The sequence below is a fragment of the Kribbella kalugense genome, from assembly GCF_004365875.1.
Lineage (GTDB): Bacteria > Actinomycetota > Actinomycetes > Propionibacteriales > Kribbellaceae > Kribbella > Kribbella kalugense.
Genome location: NZ_SODF01000002.1, coordinates 1427882 through 1443023 on the forward strand (window position 1 = coordinate 1427882; position 15142 = coordinate 1443023).

The following is a 15142-nucleotide window of genomic DNA, read 5'->3' on the forward strand; positions in this document are numbered from 1 at the left end:
GACGTGGTCCGCGGGGTTCTTGTCGTCTCGGTCAAGGGTGAATCAGAACCAATGCCGTCTGCCTCCGATGGCACGGCCCGTCGATCCGAGCAGGAAGAGCACCGCTCCAACCACCAGCAGCACAATGCCGATGGTCCACAGGATCGGGATACTCAGCAAGAATCCCAGAATCAGCAGGATCAAACCGAGGATGAGCATGAAGCCTCCTTCTCAAGCGCCACCGGGCGGTTCGCTGGCGGCCGCACGAATCAGGTGCCCACACTTCGGACCCCGAACCTCCAACAACTGTTTGAGGTCACGACGCCACCGGCTCGAGCCGCGGTGAGCGACTCCGCGTGAGCAGTACGCCGCAGCCGGCCAGGCCGATCACGATGAAGATCCACACGGTTGCGAACGCGATCCGGTATCCGTGAGCGAGGTCGACCGGTGTAGTCCACGCCGTCGCCACCGCGGAGACCGCCGCCACCCCGATCGCGCCGCCGATCTGGAAGCTGGCGTTCTGCAGACCGGATGCGACGCCGGAGTCTTCACCGGCCACGGTGCTGAGTGAGGCGATCGAGCCGGCAACCGTTCCGGCGCCCAGTCCGGCACCGAAGATCGTCAGTCCCCAGAACGCCAGCTCGAAGTACCCGGAATCCACAGTGAGCCGAGTCATCAGCGTCGTACCCACGCCGGCGATCAGCAGCGACACAAAGGCCACCAGGCGCGGTCCGACCCGGGTGACGAGGTGCTGGCCGATTATGGAGCCGACGACTGCGGCTGCTGCCAGCACTGCGGACATGAGGCCGTAGCGGACTGCGGACACACCCAGTGCCAGCTGCGCGTACTGCGTGTAGACGAAGTTGAGTCCGAACGCCGCCAAGCCCCAGCTGATCGTGATGAGGTTGCCGCCGACGAGTGCGCGTGAGTGGAAGATCCGTAGCGGCACGAGTGGTGCGGACGACCTCTTCTCCACCAGGACGAACAGTGCGAAGAGGGCGGCGGACAGTAGTACTAACAAGACAGTGCGTGCCGCGGACGACTCTGGTGCCTCGATGACGGCGTACACGAGCACGATGAGTGCAGCGGTGACGGTGACCGCTCCGGCTACGTCGAAACCGCGGCGTCCCGGTCCGCGGCTGTCCAGCAGCAGTACGGGTGCCAGTACGACGACCAGCAGGCAGACGGGCACGTTGATGAAGAAGATCCACTGCCAGCCGAGTCCGTCCGTGACGGGCCCTCCGATCAGCGAACCCGCCGTACCGCCGACCCCACTGGTCGCGCCCCAGATCCCGAGTGCCTTGTTGCGATCCGGACCGGACGGGAAGGTCGTCATGACGATCGACAACGCACTCGGCGCCAGTACGGCGGCGGCCGCGCCCTGCAGGCCGCGAGCGAGCACCAGCGCGTCACCACTCCACGCGAACCCGCACAACAGCGAGGACCCCGCGAACAGCAGCAGTCCGGTGATGAACACGCGCCGCCGACCCAGCAGGTCGGAGATCCGGCCGCCGAGCAGCAGGAGGCCGCCGAACATCAGCGCGTACCCGCTGGGCACCCATTGCACGCCACCGGTCGAGAACGTCAGCTCCCGCTCGATCGACGGTACGGCGACCAGCACGATCGAGGCGTCGAGGATGATCATGAACCCGGTCAGGCAGAGCAGTGCCAGCGCCAGCCAGCGCTTCGAATCCGTAACCATCAGACATCTCCAGTACGCCGGGACGCCCGGGCTGAGCGTCACTCGGTAGGGACGTCGATGCTGGACCGGTGGAGTCGACATCCCGGATCTGTCGAAGTTCGGTCGGCTTGTTTCGACGTACCGGGTGACAGGGGGTCACAGGGGCCTCCGCGAGGGACAGGATGGTGCCTGTGAAGTACATGCTGCTGATCTACAGCAACCCCGAGAGCTGGGCGAGCCTGTCCGCCGAGCAACGCGACGGTCTGGCCGAGGCGCACGAGACGCTGGCTCGGGAGCTCACCGAGCAGGGCCTACTGGTCAGCGCGGCCGGTCTGGCCGACCCGATCACCACGCGGACCGTCCAGGTGCGTGACGAGACCACGACCACCACCGACGGACCGTACGCCGAGGCGAAGGAGCACCTGGCCGGGTTCTACCTGGTGGAGTGCGACAACATCGACCAGGCGATCGGGTACGCCGCCCGGATGCCGGATGCGGAGTATGTCGCTGTGGAGGTGCGACCCGTGATGGACATGTCCGGGCTGGAAATGTGACCGACTTCGAGCTCCTGCTGCGGGAGCAGACGCCGCAAGTGCTGAGTGCGCTGGTCCGGCACTACGGTCACTTCGACCTGGCCGAGGAAGCGGTGCAGGAGGCACTGCTCGCGGCTGCGCAGCAGTGGCCGACCGAGGGCGTGCCGGACAACCCGCGTGGTTGGCTGATCCGGGTCGGGTCGCGGCGGCTGACCGATCTGCTCCGTAGCGAGTCGGCGCGGAAGCGGCGTGAGGAGAACGCGGCCCAGCTCGCCGCTCCGGAGGAGTTCGTTGCCTCAGGCCCAGAGATCGACGATCCGGGCGGCCGGGACGACACGCTGACCCTGCTGTTCCTCTGCTGTCATCCGGCCTTGTCGCCGGCATCGCAGATCGCCCTGACGCTCCGTGCGGTCGGTGGTCTCACCACTGCACAGATCGCGGCCGCGTTCCTGGTGCCGGAGGCAACCATGGCGCAGCGGATCAGCCGGGCGAAGCGGAGCATCAAGCAGGCGGGCAGTTCGTTCGAGATGCCGCCGGAGGCAGAGCGGGACGAGCGGCTGGGCGCCGTACTGCACGTGCTCTACCTGATCTTCAATGAGGGCTACACCGCATCGTCAGGTACGTCGCTGCACAGTGCGGAGCTCACCACCGAGGCGATCCGGCTCGTGCGTGGGGTGCGGAAGCTGCTGCCGGACGACGGTGAGGTGGCGGGGCTGCTGGCACTGATGCTGCTCACCGATGCGCGGCGTCCGGCCCGGACTGGGCCGGAGGGGTCACTGGTCCCTCTGGCCGAACAGGACCGGTCGAAGTGGAACAGGGCGACCATCCTCGAGGGTGAGGAGTTGGTGTCCGATGCGCTGGCCCGGACGCAGCTGGGGCCGTACCAGGTGCAGGCGGCGATCGCAGCGGTCCATGACACGGCTGAGCATGCCGATGACACCGACTGGCGGCAGATCGTCGCGCTGTACGACGTACTCGAGCAGCTGGTCGACAACCCGATGGTGAAGCTCAACCACGCCGTTGCGGTCGCCATGGCGGTCGGTCCGAAGGAAGGGCTCGCCGTACTCGAGCCACTCGAGGCAGACGACCGGATGAACCACCGGCTGGAGGCTGTCCGCGCGCATCTGCTCGAGATGGCCGGCGACGTGACGGCTGCGCGGAAGAGCTACCTGCTGGCGGCCCGTCGTACGACGAGTGTGCCGGAGCGGAACTACTTGCAGTCGAAGGCGGACCGGCTGACCTGAGGTCGCGCCGCCCCGGTGGATGTGTCAGGTTGGAGGGGTGGATCTCACCAGGGCGTCACTCCTCCGGGAGATGCTGAGCGGTACTGAGCTCGGGAGCCGGACGACTGAGTTCGCCTATTCACTGCGGCGGTTCACGACCAGGCGTAGTGGGCTCATGCTGTTCGGGCCGGTCGACGACGAGCCGTGGCACCTGACCGCCCACCTGGATGACGAGCTCCACCGGGCCGGCATCGAGGACTTCCGCCCGTCCCTGGTCCGCTGGGCGCCCCTCCGGACGCACCGCCGCACCTGGCGATCGGTCTGGACCGGCTGCGGGACGCTGGTCGCGGTGAGTCGCTCCTGGTGGTCGCCGAGGACGATCCGGCCGACACGTTGCTGGAGCGGATCAGCGACGTACGACGACGCGGTACGACGATCTTCAGCATCGGGAACGGTGACAAGGAGCTGGCGTCGCTCAGCCACGAGACCATCGTTCCGGAGCTACTGGTGCCGGACGGGTTCGGCTGGACGAGTCGGGCGCTCGAGTACGACCACGACGAGCCCCAGCCGGCGTTGACCGAGGTAGAGCCGCAGACCGAGGGCTTCGAGATGGCCCAACACCTGGTCAGCCTCGCCGCCGCCGACGAAGACGCCGGCCGCCCCCACTGGCGCCGCCGCCTCCGCAACGCCATCGAACGCCTGAGCGGCGAACCGGGCTAAGCCTCGAGGTACAGCGCGCACAATCGGGGCAGGTGAGTCTCCAGCTCGTCCCCGTCGTCGAAGTCGATCTCTGTGCCTGCGGGTAGGTCCGGCGTGTCAGGGGCGTCCGCGTCGACGGCCTTCCAGTACGCCGCTTCGTCGCCGGTCACGTTCTTGTAGGCGTGACTGCCGACGTGCAGCATCCCTTCGCCGTCGAACCCCTCGAAGCCCTCCGGCCGGTCCTCGTCGACCACGTCCGCGAGCGAGTCCGGATCCGTCAGCGCGGCGTCCCAGACCTCCCGCCCCTGCGCGATCAACCAGCCCCGGAACGAGTCGAACCCGTCCTCCGAGGCGCCGGAATTGATCAGGTACGCCGCCGCCCACAAGTCCCACCGGTACGACTCGACCTGCAACCGCGCGAGCTCCACTCCGAACCGGGCGATCTCGTCGGCCTCCGCCGTACCCAGCACCTTGGTCAGCGCGTCCGCGACCCCGTCCGGATCAGCCACAGTGTCATCCACCGAGGCCCGCGCACCCTCGACCAGACCCCAGAACCCATCCTTGTCCACCCCCAAACCATCTCACCCACCCCGGGTCCAATGGGAGCGCTAATCGACGGTGATCTTCAGACAGATTGCTCCGGCGTTCCCGGCCCAGCCGTCGCCAGACTCGGTGTCGGCTGCTCCACAGGTCCCGCTCCGACCAACTCGTCCTGGTCCGTCGACGTCGGCGAGTGCGGGAGGCTCACAGCCTCGTCGGACTCGGCGCCGTCCTGCGAGGACAGCGCCGTCGAGGTCAGCGACGGTCGTTCGTCCGGCGGCTCCGGGGTTTCGCGCAGCCGTGGCGGGACCGCCGTCCAAGCCCGCAGGTCCTGCACGATGTCCCCGTAGAAGGTGTTGATCGCGTTTTCCACCGAATCGATGAACGATCCGCGGCCGCGCGCGCGCTTGCTGCCGAGCGGCGATCCGAGGGCGATCCGGAACGAACGCAGTTCCTTCTTCGGGTCCTCGATCAGCAACGCCGGTTGATCACGGACAGCACGCAGTAACTCCGCAGTACCGGCTCCACGACCGTGCATCACGAACGCCTCGAGCCTCGTGGAGTCCGGTGCGTGCCGGAGTTGGCGGAGCAGCCAGTTGACGCGCGTGGTGGCCCGGCCGTCGCGCGGTGCCGCGATGTCGATATGACAAGTGACAGCGCCGGCCCGCAGGTCGGCCGTCACAACCATCGGCCCGACCGCGTTCGGGATGTTGATGGCGCCGTGCAAGGTCCCTTGGGTACTCATCGACTGCACGAGCGACTGTGAGCGCTGCTCAGGATCGGCCAGTTCCTTTCGCGACAAGGCGGGCGTGACGTCGTCACCGAGCTTCCGGCCGAGCTGCAGGCTGACGTATCTGAGCAGTGCGTCGAACCGGGCGGCCACCTCGGGAGCGCACTTGTCGCCGGGCCGGAGGGTGCCGGAAGCGACAGCCTCCCGAGTCGTCACCCACGACGGTCCCATGTCGTCGAACTGGAGTGCTCCTGACCGCGGATGCTCCAGGTAGCGGATCAACTCGCCGAGGATCCAGGCCTGATCGGGATCGGCGACGCCCCGATGTTCCTTCTGCAGCACGGCTTCCGCCAGGACCATCGACCAGGACCAGTGGTGCAACGCGACTCGCTTGAGCTTCCGCTTGTCGACCTTGGTCGGGTGCAGGCCGGCGACAGCGGGAATCTCGTTCGAGATCGTCACGACGGCATCGAAGCCCTGCTCGCGGGCGATGTCGAGGTACGCCTCGAGCTGCTCGGCATCCAGCACATTCACGCCGGTCTTCACTTCGACCAGCGCGGTCCACTCTTTCTGCCCGCGCTTGGCACGCAAGAGGCCGTCCGGATAGAGGCGCCGTTCACCCAGGTAGAACGGCACCTCGATGTACGTCTCCAGCTGTCCGGCCGGCGCGCCCATCGGCTGCGTCAGTACCCGGCCGAACTCGCGCACCGACGACATCACTGCGAGCAGTGCCGACGTCGCACGGCGCTCCTGCTCGTCGGCTCCGTTGATTCCCGAGGTCGGTATCAGGCGTGCCTGATGCCAGCTTTCCTCTGTCATTGCCATCCCCCGCGGGTTTGTCCCGGCAGACCCCCCACAGGCCCGCATCACCGTGATTACCCGTCGAGTTCGGCACGTTACTCCCCCGATCACAGAACGTGAAGGGCCTGACTCTGCGTCAGATCAGAGTTCGTTGGCGAAAGCTTGGAGGGTTGGGGCGAGGGTGGTGGGGGCGGTGGTGTGGTTTTCGCCGGGGATGGGTTTGAGGGTGGCGGTGGGGAGGTGGGTGGCGACGGCTTCGGCGCCGGCGGAGAGGGCGGGCCAGGTCTGGTTGCCGTGGAGGACCAGTACGGGGACCTTGATGGCGGACCAGCGGTCGGTGGGGAGGGGGTTGCCGGACATGGTGGTGCCCATGATGCGGCCGTCGTACGCGATGGTGTGGGCGACTTCCTCGACCGGGGCCCAGTACGGGGACTGCTTCATGCCGGCGATGGCCTCCGGCGGCATGCCGATGGCGGCGGTCATGAAGAGTTCGGCGGCCTTGTCGCGGCGGCCTTCGGCGATGAAGGCGTCGAGCTGCTCGACGTAGTCGGCCGGGAGCGGCGGGCGGGAGTCGTCGACGACGACCGGCGGCTCGAAGAGGGCTAGTCCGGCGACCGGCAGGCCGGCCGCGGCGGCGTCGAGCGCGAGCAGGCAGCCGGACGACCAGCCGAACAGGATGGCCGGCTGCCCGGCGTCTTCGATCAGCGCCGCGATGTCCTCGATCTCCCGCTCGATCGCGTACGGCGCGGTGTCGGTGCTCTGGCCACGGCCGCGCCGGTCGTACACGTACGTCCGGAACTCGTCGCTCAGCAGCTTCCCGACCTCGGCGTTGGCCGGATTGACGGCGCGATGGGCGGTGGCGCCGTCGATCAGAATCAGCGGCCGCCCCTCGCCGTACGTCTCGAACGCGATCGTGGTGCCGTCGGCCGATGTCACTGTGTTCATGGTCAAGGATCCTCACTCGATGGGAACTAGACCGTACAGTACTCACGACAGAACTGGACTGTCTAGTATGATTTCGCGAACGCCCCCAAGGAGGACCTCGTGCAGCCTGCCGATACCGAGCTCGAGGGCCGGACGCCGCGCAAGCGCCGCGCGATCCTGGCCGCCGCGACCGAGGTGTTCCTCCAGCACGGGTACCTCGGCGCGAGCATGGACGAGGTCGCCGCCAAGGCCGGCGTCTCCAAGCAGACCGTCTACAAGCAGTTCGAGAACAAGGAACGCCTGTTCGCCGAGATCGTGCTCGGCACCAGCGACGTGGTGATGGACGAGCTGGTCCAGGCGTGCGCCGACACGCTCGACGGAGCCGTCGATGCCCGGGAAGCCCTGCGCGCGTTGGCCCGCCGGCTGCTGCAGAGCCTGACCGCCGACAGTGTGCTCAAGCTGCGCCGGCTCGTGATCGCGGAGGCGGATCGGTTCCCGGAAGTGTGTGGCGCGTGGTTCAACAGCGGGTTCGAGAAGTCGCTCGACGCGCTGGGCGAGGCGTTCACCAGGCTGAGTGACCGCGGTCTGCTCCGCGAGCTTGAGGACCCGACGCTGGCGGCGTACCAGTTCGCCGGCCTGGTCATGTACAAACCGATGAACCGCGCGATGTTCGCAGGCACCCGGCAGCGGGCGAAGACCGGTGAGCTGGAGAAGCTCGCCGACCAGGCGGTCGACGTCTTCCTCGCTGCGTACGGCGCCTGACAGCTACCCGTCGTCTGGTCGAGGACTGGTGACATGCAGGTGGATCCGCCAGCCTGTCCAGGCCAGGAGACCCACCGGGATCGGTAGCCAGAAGGAGGCGAGCCGGTACAGGAGTGTCCCGATGAGCGCCGTGTCCGGGCTGATTCCGATGAGGACCAGAAGTGCGGTGAGACCGGCGTCGACGAAGCCGAGACCACCCGGCGTGATCGGGATCATCGCGAGGGCCTGGGCGACGACATAGGCCAGGAGCACCATCGAAGGGCGAGCGCGCACATCGAGAGCCGCCAGCGCGGCCACGAGCGCGGCGTAGTCGAACATGCGGTTCGCTGCTGCCGCCAAGGCTGCGGCCCACCAGCGGCCCTCGAACGCGGCGGCGACCCGGTCTCGCTGCGTGACCAGCAGCGCGGCGCAACTTTCGGCGGTCACGCTGCGCTTGACCAGGTGGATGACGTGCCCGGCCGCGCGGCCGACCAGCACCACGAACCGGGGCCAGGTGAGCGCGGCCACTCCGAGACCGACGATGACGGCCGCCATGATCAGCGAGACCAGCAGGCCGAGCTCGAGTTGCCGGGCCGGCGGTGGACCGATCAGAACGGCGGGGACGGTCAGCACGGGCAACAGCAGCAGTACGCCGGTCGTGATCAAGCCGATCGCGGTCAAGGCGGAGGCGACGACCGCGGCCGGCTGTCCGGCTTGGATCAAGAGCCTGGCTTGCAGGACGCTGCCGGTGGCCGCGCCGCCGGGAAGGACCTTGCTGGCCGCGTTCCCGGCCAGTTGCGCCGTCGCGATGGTTCCCCACCCCGTGGTGACCTGGTCCTCGACGTGCTGGTCCAGGGCCAGCCTGGCGAGCCACCACAGTGCGGCGAAACTACAGCCCTCCAGCACTACCAGGACCGGGAACCACCAGGGATCCACGTCCGCGAGGCGCGGCCAGGCTCCGAAGAGCGACAGGATGCTCGGCGCCACGACGTACAGGCCGACGCCCGTGATCGCCAGGCCGACGGCGCGGCCGCCCCATCGCCGTACCAAACCACTGCCAGCGACGCGCATGACTCACCTCGCACAGAGAACCACTCGCCCCGTCACCATAGCGCGGGATCGCGGGCTCAGCCGGTTCCTCGCGTTGAGGTGCGGACCACCAGCTCCGGCGTGAAGATGACTCGCTGGTGCTCGTGGTCCGGGTTCGACGACTCGTCCAGCAACAGTTCGGCGGCGGTCCGGCCGAGTAGTTGCCGTGGCTGACGCACCGAGGTCAGCGGTACGGCGGCGGCCTCGGCGTACTCGATGTCGTCGTACCCGACGATCGCGAGATCCTCCGGAACCCGCAGCCCGAGGCTGACGCACTGTTGCAGCAGTCCCAACGCCAGCAGGTCGTTCGCGCAGAACGCGGCCGTCGGCCGGCGGTCCACCGGGAGGCCGGCGAGTCGTTGCCCAGCGCCCCTGCCTTCGGCGACGGTGAGGGCGCCGGTGGTCAGTTCGATCAGGTCCGTCGCGGGCCGCTCGGCCTTGTGCAGCGCGTTGCGGGCTCCGTCGCGGCGGTCGAGGACCTGGCCGATCGTGTTCGGGCCGCCGACGTACGCGATCAGGCGGTGGCCGAGCTCGAGCAGGTGGGAGATCGCCAGTTCGCCGCCGAGTACGTCGTTCACCGCGACCGAGCAGTGTTCGGTGTCGTCGAGGGCGCGGTCAACCACCACGACCGGCGTACCGCGGGAGGGGAGTTTGCGCAGGCGGGAGGAGTTCTGGTCGATCGGGGTGATCAGGATGCCTTGCACCCGTTGCTGTTCGAGCAGGTCGAGGTAGTCGGCCTCGCGGTCGACGTCCTCGTTGCTGTTGCACAGGAACACCGAGAGCCCGGCCGCCTGGGCCGCCTCCTCGACGCCCTTCGCGACATCGGTGAAGAACGGGTTGCCGGCGTCGAGCATCAGGTACGCGATGATCCGGCTGCTGCCGGCGCGCAGTTGCCGCGCCGACTCGTTCCTGACGAACCCGAGCGCAGCCATCGCCGCTTCGACCTTCGCCCGGGTCAACGGGCTGACGACCTCGGGCCGGTTGAGGACGTTCGAGACGGTCCCCAGCGAGACACCGGCGGCCGCCGCGACCGCTTTCACGCCGGCCGTGTGCCGCTTGTCGGTACGTCGTCGTCTGCGTTCGGGCAGGGCCTCCGCATCATCCACTGACACGAGACCTCCCTGCTCGACCAGTCGGCGTGTTGAAACGTCTTAGCCGAGGAAGCGTACCCGCTGACCCGCCGTTTTCGGCAGTAATGGTCCGGGATCGGCCGCGAAAGCTGGGCGGGCTCTTGACGGCCGCAGCCGCCCGAGCTTACTTTCGTGCAGTCCACTTGAAACCTTTCAGCAACTCTCCCGCCGCGAGTTGGAGGTGACGATGGCCGACAGCTCACCGGTGCTGCGCGTCCGTGCCGTCTCCAAGTCGTTCGGTGCCGTCGCCGCCGTCCGGGAGGTCTCTTTCGACCTGTACGGCGGTGAGGCACACGCCCTGGTCGGCGAGAACGGGGCCGGGAAGTCCACGATCGTGAAGATGCTGGCCGGCGTACACCGGCCGGACGCCGGCACGATCGAGCTGGCGGGTACGCCGGTGGACCTGAGCAGCCCCGCCGACGCCAAGGCGGCCGGGATCGCGGTCATCTACCAGGAGCCGACGCTGTTCCCCGACCTCTCGGTGGCGGAGAACATCGGGATGGGCCGGCAGCCACTGGGTCGTTTCAAAACCATCGACCGGGCCGCGATGGTTCGCCAGGCCGGCCAGCTGTTCACCCGCCTGGGCGTGTCGATCGACCCGAACCGCCCGGCCCGCGGCCTCTCGATCGCAGACCAGCAGCTGGTCGAGATCGCGAAGGCGTTGTCCGCCGACGCCCGCGTGGTCGTGATGGACGAGCCGACCGCCGCACTCACCGGTGTCGAGGTCGAGCGGCTGTTCGCGGTCGCGCGCTCATTGCGTGACGACGGCGCGGCGCTGATGTTCATCTCCCACCGCTTCGAGGAGATCACCGCGCTCTGCGAGCGAGTCACGATCATGCGCGACGGCCGCCTCGTCTCCACCGACCTGCTCACCGACATCACCGTCGACGAGATGGTCCGCAAGATGGTCGGCCGCGACCTCGGCGCGCTGTTCCCCAAGCAGGACGTCACGCCCGGCGCGACCGCCCTCAGTGTCGCAGGCATCTCCCGCGACCCGGTGTTCGCTGACATCTCGTTCGACGTACGCGCCGGTGAGATCGTCGCGCTGGCCGGGCTGGTCGGATCCGGACGCTCCGAGGTCGTGCAATCGATCTTCGGCGTGGATCCGCGCGACGCCGGCACGGTCCAGGTCGGCGGCAAGACCCTCAAACCCGGTACGCCGAAGCAGGCGATGGCAGCCGGGGTCGCGCTGGTTCCGGAGGACCGTCGTCAGCAAGGCCTGCTGATGGAACTCTCGATCGAGCGCAACGTCACGCTGCCCCGGTCACGAGCGCTGTCCCAGCTGGGCTTCCTCACCGGCGGACGCGAACGACGGTCGGCGAAGGAGTGGACCGATCGGCTGAAGACGAAGTACGGAAGGCTTTCCGACGAGGTCGGCACGTTGTCCGGCGGCAACCAGCAGAAGGTCGTGCTGGCGAAGTGGCTGGCCACGAACCCGAAGGTCCTGATCGTCGACGAGCCCACCCGCGGGATCGACGTCGGCACCAAGGCCGAGGTCCACCGACTGATGTCATCGCTCGCAGCCGACGGCGTCGCCGTACTGATGGTGTCGTCCGAGCTGCCCGAGGTGCTCGGCATGGCCGACCGCGTGCTGGTGATGCGCGAAGGTCGCCTGGTCGCGGAGTTGAGCCGCGCGGAATCCACCGAAGAGTCAGTGATGTTCGCCGCCACCGGCCAAGAGGCGACGCTATGACGGCGGTCGGACTGCCAGCGCCGAGACGGTCGTCGCTGGATGTCGTACTGCGGGCGCGTGAGCTCGGCATCGTGCTCGCGCTGGCGGTGCTGGTCGCGGTCACGACGATCTCGAACCCGCGCTTCCTGTCCGGGCAGAGCATCCGCGACATCCTGCTCAACACCGCGATCCTGGCCGTTCTGGCGGTCGGTCAGGCCGTGGTGGTGATCACTCGCAACATCGATCTCTCGGTCGGCTCGGTGCTCGGCCTGAGCGCCTTCACCGTCGGCACCCTGCTGCAGAACAACAACCTGCCGGTGATCCTCGCGCTCCTCGTCGGTGCAGGCGTCGGCGTGGTCTGCGGTGCACTCAACGGAGTCCTGGTCCGCTACGGCAACGTCCCCGCGCTGGTCGTCACCCTCGGCACCCTGTACGTCGTCCGCGGTGTCACATACTTCTGGGCCGGCGGCAGCCAGATCAACGCCGACGAACTGCCCTCCGGCTTCCTCAACTTCGGCAACGCCACCCTGATCGGCATCCCGTACCTCGTACTCCTCGCAGTACTCGTCCTCGTAGTGACCGGAGTAGTACTCCGCAGCTACCGGATGGGCCGCGAGTTGTACGCGATGGGCTCCAGCCCACAGGCCGCGCGACTCGCCGGCATCCCGGTCGCCCGCCGGACCATCGGCGCGTTCGTCGTCAGCGGCGGGCTGGCCGGTCTCGCGGGCGTGCTGTTCGCCGCACGGTTCGGCACGATCGACGCCGCGGCCGGCACCGGCTACGAGCTGAACGTGGTCGCGGCCGTCGTGGTCGGCGGCGTCGCGGTCTTCGGCGGCAGCGGAAGCGTCTGGGGCGCCGCGCTCGGTGCGTTGCTGCTGACCACGATCGGCAGCGCCCTCGCCGTACTCGAGATCAACCAGTTCTGGCAGCAGGCGATCGTCGGTGCGCTGATCCTGCTCGCGATCGGCGCCGACCGCCTGGTCGCGGCCCGGGTCGCAGCGAGCCTGAAGAAGCGAGGCTCACATGTCAGCTGAGCTCACCGCCACCCGCGCGTCCCGCTTCGCGAACTGGAACGTTGCCATCATCGCGATCACCGTCGTCGTGCTGATCGTCGCAGCCGCGACCGTCGACAACTTCGGTACGTCGGAGAACTTCGGCTTCCTCGTCCTCGACGTCCTGCCGATCGCGATCATCGCGCTGCCGATGACGCTGGTCATCGTCACCGGCGAGATCGACCTCTCGGTCGCGAGCACGCTCGGCCTGTCCAGCGCGGTGATGGGCTATCTGTGGAACCAGAACCAGCCGATCGAGACAATCATCCCGCTCTGCCTGCTGCTCGGCGCGGTCCTCGGTGCCGTCAACGGCTTCTTCGTCACCGTCCTCGGCCTGCCCTCGCTCGCGGTGACGATCGGCACACTCGCGCTGTACCGCGGGCTGGCGTTCGTCGTCCTCGGCGATTCCGCGGTCGCCGACTTCCCGCCGTCGTATACCGCGTGGGTGACCGGCACGATCGGGAGTACGCCGATCCCGAACGTGCTGATCATCATCGTCGTACTCGCGATCGTCTTCGGCGTGATCCTGCACGCGACGCCGATCGGCCGGGCCGTGTTCGCAGTCGGCGCGAGTGAGCAGGCCGCCCGGTTCGCCGGCGTACGCCCGGGACGACTGAAGTTCTGGCTGTACGTCGCCAGCGGGCTCGTCTCTGGTCTGGCTGGAGTGCTATGGACGCTGCGCTACTCCAGCGCCCGCGCCGACAACGGTGCCGGACTCGAGTTGGCCGTGGTCGCCGCCGTACTGCTCGGTGGTGTTTCGATCTTCGGGGGCAAGGGCGCGCTGCCCGGCGTGATCGCCGGCGTCGTGCTCCTCGGCTCACTGCAGAACGCATTGCGCCTGTCCGACGTGTCCAACGAGGCCCTCAACGTGGTGACCGGCGTCCTGCTGATCGCCTCGGTGCTCGGTCCCAACCTCGCCAACCGCTTGAAGGGGTGGAAGCAATGACTCGACGGAAGAACCTGGCAGTGCTGGCAGTCGTCGCCCTGGCGCTGACTGCCTGCGGTGGTACGACGAAGTCCAGCACCGAGAGCCAGAACACGGCGGCCCCGGCGACCACCGCGGGCAAGGCGGATCCGAACGCCCCGATCAAAGAAGGGCTGAAGATCGCCTACCTGCCCAAACAGCTGAACAACCCGTACACCGACGTCGAGGTCGGCGGCGGCAAGGTCGCGGTCGGTGAGCTCAAGGGCGAGTACAAGCTGGTCGGCCCGAACGACGCCAGCGCGTCGTCGCAGGTCAGCTACATCAACACACTCATCCAGCAGCAGCAGAACGTGATCGTTGTCGCGGCCAACGACCCGAACGCGGTCTGCCCGTCGCTGAACCAGGCCCGCAAGGCCGGCATCAAGGTCGTCACGTTCGACTCCGACGCGGCCAAGACCTGCCGGGACGCGTTCATCAACCAGGCCACCACACAGGGCATCGGCGAGAGTCTGGTCAAGATGGCGAGCGAGCTGGCCGGCGGTTCTGGTGAGATCGCCATCCTCTCCGCGACCCCGAATGCCACGAACCAGAACTCCTGGATCCAGGTGATGAAGACCGAGCTGGCCAAGCCGGAGAACGCGAAACTCAAACTGGTCAAGATTGCCTACGGCAACGATGACGACCAGAAGTCGTTCACCGAGGCGCAGGGCCTGCTGCAGTCGTACCCGAACCTCAAGGTGATCGTCTCTCCGACCACGGTTGGCATCGCGGCGGCCTCCCGCTACGTGAGCGCGTCGAACTACAAGGGCAAGGTGGCGATCACCGGTCTCGGTCTACCGAACCAGATGCGCAAGTTCGTCAAGGACGGCACGGTCAAGAAGTTCGCCCTGTGGAACCCGGCCGACATCGGCTACCTGGCGGCGTACACCGGTGCCGCGTTGAGCTCCGGTCAGATCACCGGTGCCCAGGGCGAGAAGTTCAAGGCCGGGAAGCTCGGCGACTACACCATCGGCGCGGACGGCGAGATCGTCCTCGGCCCGCCGACCGAGTTCACCGCCGCAAACATCGACAAGTTCAACTTCTGAGGGCTGCCCGTGAACCGCTATTGCTTCTGTCTCCAGGTCCGCCCGGACCGCTTGGAGGAGTACGTCGACCGGCACCGCAACGTCTGGCCGGACATGCAGGCCGCGCTGCGGGACTCCGGTTGGCACAACTACTCGCTCTTCCTCCGCGACGACGGCCTGCTGATCGGGTACGTCGAATCCGAGGACCTGGAGGCAGCGCAGAAGGCGATGGCGGCGACCGAGGTCAATACCCGCTGGCAAGCCCAGATGACCGAATTCTTCAAAGGCATAGACGGCCGGCCGCCGGACGAGTCGTTCCTGCTGCTGCCCGAGATCTTCCACCTGAAAGAGGACTGACA

At 67.7% G+C, this 15142-nt stretch carries 16 protein-coding genes; 9 read left to right on the forward strand and 7 right to left on the reverse strand.

What is annotated here, in order from left to right; translation table 11 throughout:
• Positions 1–42 precede the first annotated feature (42 nt).
• A complete protein-coding gene (locus EV650_RS40450) occupies positions 43–198 on the reverse strand; it encodes a DUF6131 family protein (RefSeq protein ID WP_166678256.1) in 156 nt (51 codons plus the stop codon).
• A gap of 97 nt (positions 199–295) precedes the next feature.
• Entirely contained in the window at positions 296–1681 is a 1386-nt protein-coding gene (locus EV650_RS24680) for an MFS transporter (protein WP_134121385.1), read from the reverse strand.
• 179 nt (positions 1682–1860) lie between these two features.
• On the opposite strand from EV650_RS24680, the gene EV650_RS24685 reads away from it, so the two are divergent.
• The 3 genes from EV650_RS24685 (at position 1861) to EV650_RS41140 (ending at position 4136) form a co-directional block, all read left to right on the forward strand.
• A complete protein-coding gene (locus EV650_RS24685; RefSeq protein WP_238174580.1) occupies positions 1861–2214 on the forward strand; it encodes a YciI family protein in 354 nt (117 codons plus the stop codon).
• On the forward strand, positions 2211–3437 hold the full coding sequence (locus EV650_RS24690) for an RNA polymerase sigma factor (protein WP_134121387.1): 1227 nt from the start codon (positions 2211–2213) through the stop codon (positions 3435–3437). Before EV650_RS24685 ends, EV650_RS24690 begins: the two co-directional genes overlap by 4 nt.
• Before the next feature lie 342 nt (positions 3438–3779).
• Positions 3780–4136, forward strand: coding sequence for a hypothetical protein (locus tag EV650_RS41140; RefSeq protein WP_238174433.1), 357 nt, complete (start codon positions 3780–3782; stop codon positions 4134–4136).
• Here EV650_RS41140 and EV650_RS24700 read toward each other — a convergent pair.
• The 3 genes from EV650_RS24700 to EV650_RS24710 form a co-directional block, all read right to left on the reverse strand.
• On the reverse strand, positions 4133–4684 hold the full coding sequence (locus EV650_RS24700) for a DUF4240 domain-containing protein (protein ID WP_134121388.1): 552 nt from the start codon (positions 4682–4684) through the stop codon (positions 4133–4135). The two genes, EV650_RS41140 and EV650_RS24700, sit on opposite strands and share 4 nt — an antisense overlap.
• Before the next feature lie 56 nt (positions 4685–4740).
• Positions 4741–6204, reverse strand: a complete 1464-nt coding sequence (locus EV650_RS24705) for a hypothetical protein (protein WP_202874875.1) — start codon at positions 6202–6204, stop codon at positions 4741–4743.
• Between the two features lie 123 nt (positions 6205–6327).
• Positions 6328–7131 (reverse strand): alpha/beta fold hydrolase, encoded by an 804-nt coding sequence (locus tag EV650_RS24710; RefSeq protein ID WP_166678257.1) that lies wholly within the window; start codon positions 7129–7131, stop codon positions 6328–6330.
• Positions 7132–7230: 99 nt separating this feature from the next.
• Here EV650_RS24710 and EV650_RS24715 point away from each other — a divergent pair, with 99 nt between their 5' ends.
• A complete protein-coding gene (locus tag EV650_RS24715) occupies positions 7231–7872 on the forward strand; it encodes a TetR/AcrR family transcriptional regulator (RefSeq protein ID WP_202874877.1) in 642 nt (213 codons plus the stop codon).
• Positions 7873–7875: 3 nt separating this feature from the next.
• Here EV650_RS24715 and EV650_RS24720 read toward each other — a convergent pair whose 3' ends face one another.
• On the reverse strand, positions 7876–8922 hold the full coding sequence (locus EV650_RS24720) for a lysylphosphatidylglycerol synthase transmembrane domain-containing protein (protein WP_134121390.1): 1047 nt from the start codon (positions 8920–8922) through the stop codon (positions 7876–7878).
• Between the two features lie 56 nt (positions 8923–8978).
• Positions 8979–10052 carry a LacI family DNA-binding transcriptional regulator gene (locus EV650_RS24725; protein ID WP_238174434.1) on the reverse strand — a complete coding sequence of 358 codons (1074 nt, stop codon included), beginning with the start codon at positions 10050–10052 and terminating at the stop codon, positions 8979–8981.
• 205 nt (positions 10053–10257) lie between these two features.
• Here EV650_RS24725 and EV650_RS24730 point away from each other — a divergent pair, with 205 nt between their 5' ends.
• Genes EV650_RS24730 through EV650_RS24750 form a run of 5 tightly spaced genes read left to right on the forward strand, consistent with a single transcriptional unit; the run spans position 10258 to position 15140 of the window.
• Positions 10258–11763 (forward strand): sugar ABC transporter ATP-binding protein, encoded by a 1506-nt coding sequence (locus tag EV650_RS24730; RefSeq protein ID WP_134121391.1) that lies wholly within the window; start codon positions 10258–10260, stop codon positions 11761–11763.
• Complete coding sequence (locus EV650_RS24735) at positions 11760–12776, forward strand: ABC transporter permease (protein ID WP_134121392.1); 1017 nt, start codon at positions 11760–11762, stop codon at positions 12774–12776. Before EV650_RS24730 ends, EV650_RS24735 begins: the two co-directional genes overlap by 4 nt.
• The gene (locus EV650_RS24740) at positions 12766–13740 is read left to right on the forward strand and encodes an ABC transporter permease (protein ID WP_134121393.1); all 975 of its coding nucleotides are present in this window, start codon (positions 12766–12768) and stop codon (positions 13738–13740) included. The genes EV650_RS24735 and EV650_RS24740 overlap by 11 nt, the downstream gene beginning before the upstream one ends.
• A complete protein-coding gene (gene rhaS, locus EV650_RS24745) occupies positions 13737–14804 on the forward strand; it encodes a rhamnose ABC transporter substrate-binding protein (RefSeq protein ID WP_134121394.1) in 1068 nt (355 codons plus the stop codon). The genes EV650_RS24740 and rhaS overlap by 4 nt, the downstream gene beginning before the upstream one ends.
• Before the next feature lie 9 nt (positions 14805–14813).
• Positions 14814–15140, forward strand: coding sequence for an L-rhamnose mutarotase (locus tag EV650_RS24750; protein ID WP_134121395.1), 327 nt, complete (start codon positions 14814–14816; stop codon positions 15138–15140).
• Positions 15141–15142 lie beyond the last annotated feature (2 nt).

Coding starts and splice junctions, on each gene's coding strand:
- EV650_RS40450 (WP_166678256.1), bottom strand. CDS start 198: ATGCTCATCCTCGGTTTGATCCTGCTGATTCTGGGATTCTTGCTGAGT.
- EV650_RS24680 (WP_134121385.1), bottom strand. CDS start 1,681: ATGGTTACGGATTCGAAGCGCTGGCTGGCGCTGGCACTGCTCTGCCTG.
- EV650_RS24685 (WP_238174580.1), top strand. CDS start 1,861: ATGCTGCTGATCTACAGCAACCCCGAGAGCTGGGCGAGCCTGTCCGCC.
- EV650_RS24705 (WP_202874875.1), bottom strand. CDS start 6,204: ATGACAGAGGAAAGCTGGCATCAGGCACGCCTGATACCGACCTCGGGA.
- EV650_RS24710 (WP_166678257.1), bottom strand. CDS start 7,131: ATGAACACAGTGACATCGGCCGACGGCACCACGATCGCGTTCGAGACG.
- EV650_RS24720 (WP_134121390.1), bottom strand. CDS start 8,922: ATGCGCGTCGCTGGCAGTGGTTTGGTACGGCGATGGGGCGGCCGCGCC.
- EV650_RS24730 (WP_134121391.1), top strand. CDS start 10,258: ATGGCCGACAGCTCACCGGTGCTGCGCGTCCGTGCCGTCTCCAAGTCG.
- EV650_RS24735 (WP_134121392.1), top strand. CDS start 11,760: ATGACGGCGGTCGGACTGCCAGCGCCGAGACGGTCGTCGCTGGATGTC.
- EV650_RS24740 (WP_134121393.1), top strand. CDS start 12,766: ATGTCAGCTGAGCTCACCGCCACCCGCGCGTCCCGCTTCGCGAACTGG.
- rhaS (WP_134121394.1), top strand. CDS start 13,737: ATGACTCGACGGAAGAACCTGGCAGTGCTGGCAGTCGTCGCCCTGGCG.